The organism is Aliterella atlantica CENA595, from assembly GCF_000952155.1.
Classification (GTDB): Bacteria; Cyanobacteriota; Cyanobacteriia; order Cyanobacteriales; family Chroococcidiopsidaceae; genus Aliterella; species Aliterella atlantica.
Map to the genome: position 1 here is coordinate 61905 of NZ_JYON01000021.1, position 12781 is coordinate 74685.

Consider the following 12781-nt stretch of genomic DNA (forward strand, 5'->3'; position numbering starts at 1 on the left):
CAGAAAGGTTAATTGTTAATGATTAGCTATAGGCTGAAAAGCGATCGCCCAAATTTTGCTCTAAATTGGATAAATATAGCTTCTTTTACTAATTTACAAGCTTATTTTCTAATTCACTCTAGTTTGAAAGCGGATAAATCCATAAGAATTAGTGGGACTACCTGCAGTAGTTGCTTTGGCTAAAGTTGCAGGACTTGTAGCGACATTCACAACTACTGCACCATTAGTGTTAATAGCCGAACAGCTAGCAGTGGGAGTTGTCCCTGCAGCAAAAAATCGTCCTCTATCAGGTGCATCATCTTCGTTAGTCAGATATGCTGTGGGCGTAGTTGAGCCAATAGCAAGAGCAACACCATAATTAACGTTTGTTGATGAACCACCGTCAGTTGGAGTCAATCCATTGAAAGCATCAGTGACAAAATTAGTGTTGGCAGGTACTAAGTCACAAAATCTCACATTAGTAACGTCGGTTATACCATTGGAAAGGAAGTAGATGGTGTACTCTATTACATCCTCTGGATATATGTTTTTACCATTAATTGCTCCTACCAGATAACCACTCAACCATTTAGGATCGTTATCATCAGTAGTGCCTGGCTCGTTGACTACAGTATTCAATGCAACTGTACTATCATGCGGATTTTGAGTGCGGTTGCCATTAATTGCTGTGATCCGTTTGACCAAAACTAGCCGAGCGCCGATAATTTTGGTAGTGTCAAGGGCAGTATTATTGCCACTATTAGAGTCACTAATCCCTACTGGGGCTGAAACAGTAGCAGTATTTTGCAATGTGCCTGTAGCATTAGGATCGACTGTACCATTAATAGTATAGGTAGCTGTACCGCCATTAATTAAGTTCACTGTTGTACTAATATTGTTGCCTGTGCCACTGGCTGCACTACAACTAGAACTAGCTGTAGCTGTGCAAGCCCACGATACGCTTGTAATTGCTGATGGCACTATGTCTGTTACGGTTGCACCAGTAACATTGCTAGATCCATTGTTTTTAATTGCGATCGTATAAGTAATTGAGTTGTCTGGTCTAGTAATAGTTAGATTGTCAGTCTTAGTAATTGCTAAATCTGCTGGTGTAATTGTTGCTACTGTTGAAACTGCATTAGAAGTAATACCTGTTGGTAGCTGTTGACTGACTAACTTAGCTCGGTTAACTATGTAGCTACTAATAGTTGTGGCATTAGTTTGTACGTCAAATTCCACTACGCCACCCGTACCAGGATTAAGTGTAACGGGCGCAGAGCTAAAGGTAGCCCCTGTGGTCGGTGTTGTCGAACAGTTACCCGCAGCTAAACTAGGAAGACTTATAGTTAGTGGCGGATTGGTGTTTTGGGTATTGATGTTACTAACTGAGTTAGCTGCTGTCTGACAAGGTAAGGTATCTGACAAAACAACATTATTTTGAGCGCTATTACCAGTATTTAAATAAGTGACACGGTAAGTAATTTTCGCGTTAGTAGGAATTAATTCCCCATTTGATGACTGCCCGTTAACTTTGATGATTTCTTTAAGTAGGAAAAGATTAGAGTTGTTTTGAGCCACGCTAGGAACGTGATAGCGCCAAGGGTTATCGTTACCATTAATAGTTCCTACTTGAGCGGAGTCACCGCCAAATACTTCAGAGTTATTAATAAAGCCACTACTAGCTGGGGGCGAAGTCAATTTTAGAGTAATTTTGCTATATCGGGTTTGTCCTGGAACCAAACGCCCTAGCGCCCAGCGTACTGCATTCGTGGCTGGAGGTAGAGGGTTAGTTTCTGATAAGTTCCAACCAGCACTTGTATAAGTGCCAACAATTGCTATATTGCTATTGAGCGGATCGCCAGCAGAAGTTGTCGCTGATGTAGCCCGACCTGTAGGATTGCCGATACGAGAGCCAAGGTAGGCAATGCGCTGCCAAGGACCAACAGTTCCGGTATTATCTAACTTAAAGCCAGAACCCGTACCCGCAACTGCCGAACCTGCATTATAAGGTGCTGCACCTTGACCAGAACCGATAGAACTGGCACTAGACTTAAGCCCAGTTGTACCAGTAATAGCTGCTTGAGTTGAACCAAAAGCATTAGTTTGATCTGCATCCCATTGATTATGAGTAGTTGCGTTTGACTGACCAATAATCGGATTAAGTTGATTTTCTGCTGTGGGGCTAACATTGTAACCATTAGTTCCCTGTTTAATAATGCCATCAGTATCAGTAGCGTAATTGACCTGAGTACGAGTATCAGTTGAAAAGAATATGCCCGTGTCTGCGTAAATTTGTGCTAAAGAGCCATTACAGTTAGTGAGAACTCCACTACAGGCAGTAAGATATGTAGAGTCTGTAGTTGTCCAAGATGCATTATAAGTCTGTTGATTGCGCGGTCCCCAACCATTGCTGATAGTACCTGGTAGTTCTGGTGGTACAGCGATATAGTTGCCATTGCCGTCTGGCTGAACGATCGCCGCTCCCACGACTTGAGAGCCTGCGGGGATGTAGTCTGTAACGTAACCGCCAGCACCGATTGCAACGTTGCCATTAGCAACGGGACTAAATTGGATAATATAACTAACAAGGTCGCCTTGCTGTAGTCCTGCAGTACCGCCGCTAGTTGCACGAGTTTTTAATAGGTTGACAGTCTCAGGGGCTAAAAACTTGGTAGTTTGAATTTGAGCAACGCTGTGAGCATTTGCTTGTGGCGTATATAACCAGGGTGTAATGCCACTATAAGCGATCGCCAATATGCAGCTAAGAACAATCCGAGTAATAAGTTTGGTATGTAAGCTGTTAGCTCTCATGACTTTGCCCTGAGAACTGTGTAGTTGTAGATAAAAAAGTAGAAATTAAATTACTCATCGTCCTGTAAAGCGAGGCGATCGCTTTGCTCTGGGTTCCCATTGTTGTTACTTGCTCGTGCTAGGAGCTTTTGTGCGATCTAAGTGCTGCTATCAAATTGGAGCGATAAAATTTCTGCCTTAAAACGCTAATGGCACAGATCGATTTGCGATTGAGCGCTTAACTTTAGCGCTCCAGCGCAAACTGTAACTACATATACATATTTATAACAGTTAGCAAATATTACCTAAATCAGTAATAAACGCACTTTTATTGCATGATTTATCTGCTAGCTGCTTTTTAAACGTATATATGCTAATTGACAAAAATCAGAAAAAGTAGTAGAGCAATTTGCAATTGCCTTACTACTTTTGGCTATAAATGTAAAGAATACAAATACTGTCGGACTGACTTATCGCACTTTTGTTACGCTATTTGTAATCTTGCCAACGCTCTAAATTTCTCTTCAATGCAAGATTTGAGTATTAATCCGATCGCGAAGCATCTGTTTGGGCTTCAGAGTTGCCCAGATCGAAATTGACTTTGTTGTATAAATCTGTTAAAGAAATCTGGAAGGGAATGGATGTCAAAGAAATGACTTCATCTTCAACATCGTATTGCTGAAATTCCCAGCGCTTTGCTCCAGTTTTGGCGTAGTGTTCTACATAGAGGCGATTTTGGTCTATTAGCAGATATTCCTGAAAACTGGCGATTGTGCGGTAGTCGGCAAATTTTGCTTGGCGATCGTATCCTTGGGTAGATTTGGATAAGACTTCAGCAATAACTACAGGGTTGGTTAGCGTATCTGTGCGGTTGTCGTAGTAATTTGGCTTACCCTCTATCACCATGACATCTGGGTAAGTATAAATCTGCCGATCGGGTATCCATAGACGTACATCTCCCATAAAAACCTCGAAATCTTGCTGTTTAAAAGCAAAATTTAGGGCAGAGCTTAAATTCAGGGCAATTCTATTGTGATTTATTGAGCCGCCAGCCATAGGAAAGATTTGTCCGTCAATATATTCACTTTTGGATTCCGCCTTTTCTTCTAGTTCGAGGTATTCGGCGGGGGTGTAGTATCGCTGTTGTGTTTGCATAGTTTGATTAGCGATCGCTTTTTTAAATATCTACTTATTATCAATTACGAATTAGGCGATCGCCCGTCAATCAAAATCTGTAGGCAAATCGGGCTGATAGTAATGCTCAAATAATCGTGCAATCTGCGAAGGGACAACACGGGTAAGCGATAGTTGGGGAATTTGCTCCTGGGCAAAAAATTCTACTTCCGATGTCTCTAAATTTTCCGCAGGCGCTCCGCCAAGTAATTTGCAGCCAAAAAAGAGCTTATATACATGGTGGCGCAAGGGTGGATGCTCGTGACGGGGATGATTGCGATCGTACAGGGCTAGTAATTTGACAGCTTTTGTTAGATAGCCAGATTCTTCAAAAACTTCTCGTTCAACTGCGTTGCTAGGCGATTCTCCTACATCTACCCAACCTCCAGGTAGCGTCCAACACCCGTCTTCTCGCTCTTTGACTAGCAAAATTTTGTCTTGTTGAAATACCACACCACGCACGTCAACTTTAGGCGTTGCATAACCGTCTTCTTGCTCGAAGAGATTGCGAATGAAGGTAGGTTCTACATCGGTATAAGTTGCCATAATTTCGGCAGCTATTTGGCGCATTTGGGCGTACCGATCTAGATCGTAGGGATTTTGACAATAGGTAAACCCATTTTGAGCGATCGCCTGTAATCTTTGCGCCCACTCCAACCACTTTAAACTCATTTAATCATCCTGAACTAAGCTCACTGCAGTATTTTTGAGCAGATGCTACTAAACTTCAAACAATCGTATGCACTATCTTTTACCTCACTCTGCACTCAGTAACGATGCCAGATAATTAAAGCGATCGCCAACAGCAAAATTAACTATGCTATGCTTTCCCATGCGATTATTCTCACATTATTCTAAAATTTCGTTGTTTGCCTCTATCTAGCAATGGCGCTAAAGCTAGCTGCGATCGCTTTGTTCTGCTAGAAAGTTAAAATAACAGCCAATTGTCGCTCCAAGCACAATCTACAATAGAAATATGACTACAGCAGCACTTGTCAAAACTGATTATGAAGCTGTCATTGGTTTAGAAACCCACTGCCAGCTAAAGACTAACACTAAAGTTTTTTGTAACTGTTCTACAGAATTTGGCACTCCGCCAAATACAAACATTTGCCCGATTTGTATGGGTTATCCAGGCGTACTACCCGTACTCAATCAACGTGTCTTGGAATATGCCGTCAAAGCGGGGTTAGCTTTGAATTGTCAAATTGCTCCATATAGCAAATTTGACCGCAAACAGTATTTTTACCCCGATTTACCAAAAAATTACCAAATTTCTCAATACGATCTGCCCATTGCTGAACATGGCTGGTTAGAGATTGAATTAGTTGATGCTGATGGCAATCCAATTAGAAAAAAAATTGGGATTACGCGCTTGCACATGGAAGAAGATGCAGGCAAATTAGTTCATGCTGGTAGCGATCGCTTGTCGGGTTCGACTTATTCTTTGGTAGACTTCAATCGGACAGGCGTACCGTTGGTAGAAATTGTTTCCGAACCAGATATGCGTTCTGGACAAGAAGCCGCCGAATACGCCCAAGAATTGCGGCGGATATTGCTATATTTGGGTGTTAGCGATGGCAATATGCAAGAAGGTTCCTTGCGCTGCGATGTAAATATCTCTGTGCGTCCTATTGGACAACAAGAGTTTGGCACAAAAGTAGAAATCAAAAACATGAACTCGTTTAATGCCATTCAACGAGCGATTGATTATGAAATCGAACGCCAAATTGCCGCTATAGAAGCAGGCGATCGCATTGTGATGGAAACTAGGTTATGGGAAGAAGGCAGCCAACGCACAATTAGTATGCGCGTAAAGGAAGGAAGCAGCGATTACCGCTATTTCCCCGAACCAGATTTAGCACCGATTGAGGTTGCCAAAAGTCAATTAGAACAATGGCGCAGTGAGTTACCCGAACTTCCAGCAGCGAAACGGCATCGTTATGAAACCGAGTTGAATTTGTCAGCTTACGACGCGCGGGTACTGACAGATGATAAAGCAGTTGCCGAGTATTTTGAAAAAGCGATCGCATCTGGCGCTAATCCCAAACAAGCTGCTAACTGGGTAATGGGCGATATTGCTGCTTATCTCAATAATAAAAAACTCAGCATCAATGAAATTGCCCTCAACCCTGAAACTCTAGCAGAATTGACTAATTTGATCGAAGATGGCACGATCAGCGGCAAAATTGCTAAAGATATTCTGCCCGAACTATTAGTAGAAGGCGGTTCAGCCAAAGAATTAGTCGAACGTAAAGGCTTAATTCAAATTTCCGATACAGGGGCAATAGAAGCGATCGTTGACCAAGTTATTGCCGCAAATCCCAAAGAATTAGAGCAATATCGCAGTGGTAAGACTAAGTTACTTGGTTTCTTCGTCGGGCAAGTATTGAAACAGACGGGAGGACGTGCCGATCCTAAATTAACCAATCAATTGTTAGCCAAAAAATTGAACGGTTGATTGTTGTGGGGCGGTATTACCGCAACATTGTAGAGACGTTGCACTGCAACGTCTCTACATTACGTACGCAATTATTTCGGAAACGATAATCTATAACCGTTGTGTGGCAACGTCTCTGCTATAATTCCAACCACAACAAATATACGGGCGGAAATCATGGCAGACTGGCACGAAATTGCAGGCGGTGTAACTGCACCTAAAGGATATAAAGCAGCAGGAATTACAGCAGGGTTAAAACCTTCAGGATTGCCAGATTTAGCATTAATTTTGTCAGATGTAGAAGCGATCGCCGCAGGTGTATTTACAACATCAGTCGTCCGCGCCGCTTGCGTAGATTACTGTCGCCAAAACCTACAAGCTAAAGCCAGCGCCCGCGCTATTCTGTGCAATGCTGGGCAAGCCAACGCCGCGACAGGTTCCCAAGGCTGGCTAGATGCTTTAGAAAGTGCCATGCTGTTAGGACAAGCCCTCAGCGTACCTTCAGAATCAATTTTACTTGCTTCAACTGGAGTAATTGGACAAAGAATTAAAATGGATGCTTTGCGATCGGGCATTCCTAAATTAGTCGCCCAAGCTTCAGATACAGGCAGCGATGCTGCCGCGCAAGCAATTGTGACTACAGATTTGGTGACAAAATCGATCGCCTTAGAAACTACATTAGGCGATCGCCCAGTCAGAATTGGCGGCATTTGCAAAGGTTCGGGGATGATTCACCCCAATATGGCAACGCTGCTAGCTTTTGTTACCTGCGATGCGGCAGTTTCTCCGTCTTTATGGCAGCAAATGTTGAGTCGGGCAGCAGATAGAAGTTTCAATCAAATTACTGTTGATGGCGATACCAGTACCAATGATACGTTAATAGCTTTAGCTAACGGACAATCGCGCACGCCAGCGATTACAGAAATGGGCGCAGAAGCCGAGAAGTTGGAAGCAATGCTTACTGCTGTATGTCAGCATTTGGCAAAAGCGATCGCCCGCGATGGTGAAGGCGCAACTTGTTTAATTGAGGTGCAAGTTTCTGGCGCTAGCGATGAAAAAGCTGCCAGGCAAGTTGCTAAAACTATTGTGGGTTCTGCGTTATTTAAATCAGCTATATTTGGGCGCGATCCAAACTGGGGCAGAATTGCCGCCGCAGCCGGGCGTGCTGGCATACCTTTTGAACAGGAAAATTTGCAGATTAAGTTAGGTGACTTCTTATTAATGGAAAACGGTCAACCTTTACCGTTCGATCGCGCAGCAGCTAGTAATTATATGAAGCAAAAAGCGTCTAGCGCTGTTCCACAACAAGGAGTAGTTAGTGTTAATAGTAGTGGAGGTGGCGAATCTGTACCTTTTGACCGCAGTGCAAGCGATCGCTATCTTAAGGACGATACGATCTTAATATCTGTCAGCATTGGTAATGGTGCGGGAACTGGAACAGCTTGGGGCTGCGATCTTAGCTACGATTACGTGAAAATTAATGCTGAGTACACCACTTAAGTTACGTGTTGATGCGATCGCTAAAATAGTTACATGAGACGTGACGATTTTTTTAGATAGTAACTGTTAATTTGTGAGTGAATTTATGCAAGTAGCGTTAAAGCAAGTAGTTGTACCACCTGGGCAGCAATTGTTACTAAAAGATGTTTCATGGCAGATGTATGAAGGTATCTTAAAAGAATTAGGAGAAAAGCGTGCTGCTAGAATCAATTATTTTCAAGGAATATTAGAAATAATGACCCCACTGCCAGGACATGAAGTAGGTAAAGTAATTATTGGCGATTTAGTGAAAGCACTTTGTGAAGAAATAGAAGTAGAATGTTGGAGTCTTGGTTCTACAACTTTCAAAAATAAAGATATGGCAGCGGGAATAGAAGCTGAGGACTGTTTTTATATACAAAATGAAGCAGTAATTAGAGGGAAGGACATAGTAGATTTAAATACAGATCCTCCGCCAGATTTAGCAATTGAAATTGATATTGCCTCGCGCACTCGTCTCGATAACTACGAGGCTTTAGGTGTACCTGAGTTATGGCGATACGATGGTCAAAATCTAGAGATAAACGTGCTAGAAAATGGCAAGTACGTTAGCTCAAATATTAGTCGCAACTTTCCTAATTTTCCTTTAGTTGATGTCATTCCTCAGTACGTCGAACAGAGCAAAATTCAAGGCAGAAACGCAACAATTAGAGCTTTTAGAAGTTGGGTAAAAGAAGTTACGGGTAAACTTTCTTAACTTGCCTCTAGTAATTAGTACTATACCCATCTATTTATCAAGGGATAGGAAACTTACTTGCGATCGCTATTTAACGAGTTCTCAACAAACTGTTTGCCACAGTCTTTACACACATAGCACTGCTTTCCCCTTCGATACCCATTTTTAGATAACTGCGGCGATTGACAGTGCGGGCATTTCATTACTTTCATTACAGCGTCAGACAAGCGATCGCCTATGTACGGTTGCAAATATGACACTAATAAATCCTCAATCTGCTGCATCAACTGTTGACGGTGCTGCAAGTCTGGGTTACGCAGTGCAGATAAGATGACAGCATTGCCACTATGGACGCAAACTTCTGCTAAAAGATTGGCTTGCGCCTTGCCTAAGTTTGGGTTGCGTTGCTGCAAAATACTCGCCATAAAAGCGATCGCTTCAGCAGTCATGCTTTCATCGATCGACTGGAAAATTTGCCGCGAGATAAAGAATTGAATAAATACTACCCGTGAAACAGGCTGCTCGAATAAACGGGCGATCGCCCCAGTTATAGCTTGAATCATTGGGCGCAGAGGTAATTGCACAATTTCAGGGGTATTTGTCTGTGCCCACAGTAACTTAACGCTCTCGATATGGCGCAACTCCATTGCATGAAAAATAGCAGCTTTATCAGGGAAAAATTGATATAGAGAACCGATCGCCGTTTCTGCTTTGGCGGCGATTAAATGAGTAGTCGCCGCTTCATAACCTACCGCATCAAATACTGCTGCTGCTGCATCGAGGATTTTTTCTACCCGCTCTTTCCCCCGCTGCTGTTTAGGTTGACGGCGCAATTTTCTTGACAAATGCGAATCTTTTGTCATATTTTATAAACACGACGAATTCCTCACAATTTTATAACTAAGGGAGAATGCAATGCAGTCTATGCTTCCTGGTGCGCCTTGGTTGTTAGCACATAAGTCAATGCTGGTAGTCAACCAACCGCGCAAAATTTCATTGTATGGCGCTGACTATGTAATGTGGAAAGATGCGGAAGGAAACGTTTATGCTTTGCCTAATGCTTGTCCCCATATGGGAGCAATGCTATCAGCAGGATGGTGCGAGGTCGATAAAGAGGGTAAAAGCGCTGTAGTGTGTCCGTTTCACGCTCTTGGGTTCGATGCTAATGGTTGCACTGTTTTGCCAGGAAGTAAAAAGAAAACATTACCCCAGTTAAAACCTTTAGAGCTAATAGTTCAGGGAGATTTTATTTGGTCTTATGGTGGATACGAGCCAAAAATACCAATCCCTACCATCCTAAATGAGATTGCCAAGACTTACTACTTTGTGGGGCATACCGCAGATATGAGTGTAGAAACCCCTCTGCTACCTATGCTGTTGAATATGCACGACTACAATCATCAAAATGGCACTCATAGAGACTTATTTCGGATTACTGATATAGAGTTTCATCAATTTACTGATGACGGGCATCATTCTCAAGCTTTTTACGATTTGCCTACTGCTCCTTATAGCTTGGTAGAGAAACTCAAAAAGCCTGATTTATTCTTACTACCCAGCACAATTAAAGCTCACCTAGAAAATCACTTCCCATCGCTAGTAATTTTTCATGGAGAAACGTTTACAGGAAAAGCCGCGCAGTGTCATCTCTTTATTCCAGAAGCCGAAAATCGCACGCGCACCTATATTTTACTTTTTGGGCAAGCTAGACATCCCATGTTTAAGCTACTTGGCAAGACTTATCTCAATTTTGGCAAGGTTGTAGTCGAGCAAGATGCAGATATTCTGAAGAAAATTTATGCAGATACTCCGCAGAAAATTAAGCTCAACAATGAAGTAGGTATGGATTGGGTGCGACGTAATTTTGATAGCTTTCCCAATGTGGTAGAACCCAATCTTTCAAGATAGTTACTCTAGCATCTTAAGGTGAAGTTGCGATCGCCTACTTTTGATATTGTGGTGTGAGAGCGATCGAAAATCAAGAAGTCAAAGCTTGTAGATGAAAGTGTATTTGCAGCACTAGCTTCAAACTTATGCCGATTTGCTCAAAGTGTCGATATGGCTTTGAATCTAGTCCAAACCACTGTCCAAACTGTGGAACTGCAAGTTGGCAGAGGAGTCAATCTACTTTCTCTAAATATCTAAATTTAGTTGTGCGCCACTTTTGGCTAGTTTTTTTCCTAGCAATTGGCTCGTGGGTTGTATATCAAGGCAGTAAGAAATATTTAGAACAAGAGCAAACTAGCTTAATTGCAGTTGATAGCTCTACAGGAGAGGTTTCTTGGTCAGTGCCATTAGGTCGTGGCGATTCCCTTGCAAGGTGTATTCATGCTGAGGAAGGTCGTGTTTTTGTGGGCGTAGCCACCGATGCTGATGCATATGGCGATTATCAACGCTATCAAATAGAGACTTTCGATGGCGCTTCAGGACAATAGAGTTTTTGTGTTAGGCGCAGTATCTCGGTGGCGTAATTTGACAGATTGTTTTTAGCGATCGCTAAAAACAAGTTAGTGTGAGAGCGCTCAGATGGTGTTTTAAGGCGGGTGGAGAGTGCGATCGCCCATAGCCGAGCTAAGACGCACACCTTAACATTTTCACAGTTTTTCCAGCGTTGTATAGCCTAATTTGTTCAAGTGAATAATTGTTTGCTGATAACTTCAAGCCTCGCATCAGCATATATACACAGAAATGAGTACAGCGAATTTATTTAAAGATAAATATTTTCATGGATTACGAACAAATTAAATATGAGTTAGAAAGCTCGCCGATTTTCAAGCTTTTCCGCAGTCGCAGTGCCGCCTTAATTTTGAGCTTTTTACACAAACAATTTAAAGCAACTCAGCATATTTCTGTGGCGCAATTAGAGTTAGAAGCAAAGTTAAGTGACGCTCTAGAGTTGCTACAAGAAGTTTATCCCGACCTTTATCATCCCCGATCGCCTAAAGAGTATCTGAGCGAATGGTGCGACGATGGGCTGTTGCGGAAAATCTTTGATAGTAGCGATGAGCCAAGATTTACATTAACTCCGGCGGCGGAGAAAGCGATCGCTTGGCTAGAAGACTTACAACAAAAACATGAGTTTGTAGGAACAGAATCGCGCTTTTTACAAATTTTCTCATTGTTGAAAGAAATCCGCGATCGCAGTACCACCGATGTGGAGGAGCGGATTGCTCAGTTAGAGCAAGATCGCGATCGCCTCCAGCAAGAAATCGACCAAATTCGCCGAACGGGAGAAGTCGCTCTCTACAATCAAACCCAACTGCAAGAACGGTTCTTTCTAGCAAATCAAGTCACTCGTCAATTGATTGCAGATTTTAAAGACATTGAACAAAATTTTCGCAACCTAACTCGAACTATAAAGGAAGCTCAACTTCAGCAAGATGCTTGTAAAGGTGCAGTAGTCAGCAGGGTATTGGATGCCGACGGGGAATTGAAAGAGTCTGACCAGGGACGCAGTTTCTACGCTTTCTGGAATTTTTTAATGTCACCAAGCAAGCGACAGGAACTCAGATCCTTGATTCAAGACGTTTATAAACTAGAAGAAATACAGCCCCTAATTAGGGAGAATGGGCTACTGCGCCGGATTGAGCGCAATTTGATTGATGCGGGTGAATACATCGTGCAATCCAACCATCGATTAACAGAAAAACTGCGACAGATGTTGGATGAGCGCAACTTAATGGAAAATCGACGAGTAGCGGAACTAATCACCGATGTTCAACGAATTGCCCTACAAGTGGCAGATCGTGCAAGCGCAGAGTCAGATTTTTGGCAACTAGAATGCGAACCTGCGGTAAATCTGATAATGGAGCGTCCGCTACATCCTTTAGAAGAGTCGGAGACACCAACTTTTTCTCTAGATTTTAGCAACTTGCCGGAAGATACCCTAGAGGAAGAAATCGCCGAACTTTATCAGCAGTTTTATGTCAATGAGGACGAGTTAGCACAACGCATTGATGCTTTGTTGGCACATCATTCCGCCGTTTCGCTAACCCAGTTGCTCCAACTCTATCCAGTAAGTCAGGGATTGCCGGAAATTGTGGCTTATCTAGCGATCGCTAGTCAAGGCGATCGACGACATTCTATTAATACCAGTACAATTGATGAGATTGCGATCTCCAGCTTGGAGTCAGATAAACAACTGCATCTAAAATTGCCCCAGATCGTTTTTCGCCGTTGAGAGT

At 42.7% G+C, this 12781-nt stretch carries 10 protein-coding genes; 6 read left to right on the top strand and 4 right to left on the bottom strand.

The window, feature by feature from the left end:
• Positions 1-108 precede the first annotated feature (108 nt).
• The 3 genes from UH38_RS17500 to UH38_RS17510 all read right to left on the bottom strand — a co-directional run bounded on the left by UH38_RS17500 (position 109) and on the right by UH38_RS17510 (position 4614).
• On the bottom strand, positions 109-2790 hold the full coding sequence (locus UH38_RS17500) for a DUF11 domain-containing protein (protein ID WP_045055973.1): 2682 nt from the start codon (positions 2788-2790) through the stop codon (positions 109-111).
• 522 nt (positions 2791-3312) lie between these two features.
• Positions 3313-3924: a Uma2 family endonuclease gene (locus UH38_RS17505; RefSeq protein WP_045055974.1), complete on the bottom strand. Its 612-nt coding sequence runs from the start codon at positions 3922-3924 to the stop codon at positions 3313-3315.
• 66 nt (positions 3925-3990) lie between these two features.
• Entirely contained in the window at positions 3991-4614 is a 624-nt protein-coding gene (locus UH38_RS17510) for an NUDIX hydrolase (protein WP_045055975.1), read from the bottom strand.
• 304 nt (positions 4615-4918) lie between these two features.
• Between UH38_RS17510 and gatB the strand changes: the two genes are divergently transcribed.
• From gatB to UH38_RS17525, 3 genes are all read left to right on the top strand, one after another.
• Positions 4919-6403, top strand: coding sequence for an Asp-tRNA(Asn)/Glu-tRNA(Gln) amidotransferase subunit GatB (gene gatB / locus UH38_RS17515; protein ID WP_045055976.1), 1485 nt, complete (start codon positions 4919-4921; stop codon positions 6401-6403).
• Positions 6404-6559: 156 nt separating this feature from the next.
• On the top strand, positions 6560-7882 hold the full coding sequence (gene argJ / locus UH38_RS17520; RefSeq protein ID WP_045055977.1) for a bifunctional ornithine acetyltransferase/N-acetylglutamate synthase: 1323 nt from the start codon (positions 6560-6562) through the stop codon (positions 7880-7882).
• Between the two features lie 85 nt (positions 7883-7967).
• On the top strand, positions 7968-8618 hold the full coding sequence (locus UH38_RS17525) for a Uma2 family endonuclease (protein WP_045055978.1): 651 nt from the start codon (positions 7968-7970) through the stop codon (positions 8616-8618).
• A 53-nt stretch (positions 8619-8671) separates the two neighbouring features.
• Here UH38_RS17525 and UH38_RS17530 read toward each other — a convergent pair whose 3' ends face one another.
• Entirely contained in the window at positions 8672-9460 is a 789-nt protein-coding gene (locus tag UH38_RS17530) for a TetR/AcrR family transcriptional regulator (protein ID WP_045055979.1), read from the bottom strand.
• A gap of 52 nt (positions 9461-9512) precedes the next feature.
• On the opposite strand from UH38_RS17530, the gene UH38_RS17535 reads away from it, so the two are divergent.
• From UH38_RS17535 to UH38_RS17545, 3 genes are all read left to right on the top strand, one after another.
• Positions 9513-10505, top strand: coding sequence for a Rieske 2Fe-2S domain-containing protein (locus UH38_RS17535; RefSeq protein ID WP_082065425.1), 993 nt, complete (start codon positions 9513-9515; stop codon positions 10503-10505).
• A gap of 125 nt (positions 10506-10630) precedes the next feature.
• Positions 10631-11032: a hypothetical protein gene (locus UH38_RS17540; protein WP_144405710.1), complete on the top strand. Its 402-nt coding sequence runs from the start codon at positions 10631-10633 to the stop codon at positions 11030-11032.
• Positions 11033-11322: 290 nt separating this feature from the next.
• Positions 11323-12777, top strand: a complete 1455-nt coding sequence (locus UH38_RS17545) for a DUF3375 domain-containing protein (RefSeq protein ID WP_045055982.1) — start codon at positions 11323-11325, stop codon at positions 12775-12777.
• Positions 12778-12781: the final 4 nt, after the last annotated feature.

What these genes read in the sequence shown, in the direction of transcription:
- UH38_RS17500 (WP_045055973.1), bottom strand. Translation starts at nt 2,790, where the DNA reads ATGAGAGCTAACAGCTTACATACCAAACTTATTACTCGGATTGTTCTT.
- UH38_RS17505 (WP_045055974.1), bottom strand. Translation starts at nt 3,924, where the DNA reads ATGCAAACACAACAGCGATACTACACCCCCGCCGAATACCTCGAACTA.
- UH38_RS17510 (WP_045055975.1), bottom strand. Translation starts at nt 4,614, where the DNA reads ATGAGTTTAAAGTGGTTGGAGTGGGCGCAAAGATTACAGGCGATCGCT.
- gatB (WP_045055976.1), top strand. Translation starts at nt 4,919, where the DNA reads ATGACTACAGCAGCACTTGTCAAAACTGATTATGAAGCTGTCATTGGT.
- argJ (WP_045055977.1), top strand. Translation starts at nt 6,560, where the DNA reads ATGGCAGACTGGCACGAAATTGCAGGCGGTGTAACTGCACCTAAAGGA.
- UH38_RS17525 (WP_045055978.1), top strand. Translation starts at nt 7,968, where the DNA reads ATGCAAGTAGCGTTAAAGCAAGTAGTTGTACCACCTGGGCAGCAATTG.
- UH38_RS17530 (WP_045055979.1), bottom strand. Translation starts at nt 9,460, where the DNA reads ATGACAAAAGATTCGCATTTGTCAAGAAAATTGCGCCGTCAACCTAAA.
- UH38_RS17535 (WP_082065425.1), top strand. Translation starts at nt 9,513, where the DNA reads ATGCAGTCTATGCTTCCTGGTGCGCCTTGGTTGTTAGCACATAAGTCA.
- UH38_RS17540 (WP_144405710.1), top strand. Translation starts at nt 10,631, where the DNA reads ATGCCGATTTGCTCAAAGTGTCGATATGGCTTTGAATCTAGTCCAAAC.
- UH38_RS17545 (WP_045055982.1), top strand. Translation starts at nt 11,323, where the DNA reads ATGGATTACGAACAAATTAAATATGAGTTAGAAAGCTCGCCGATTTTC.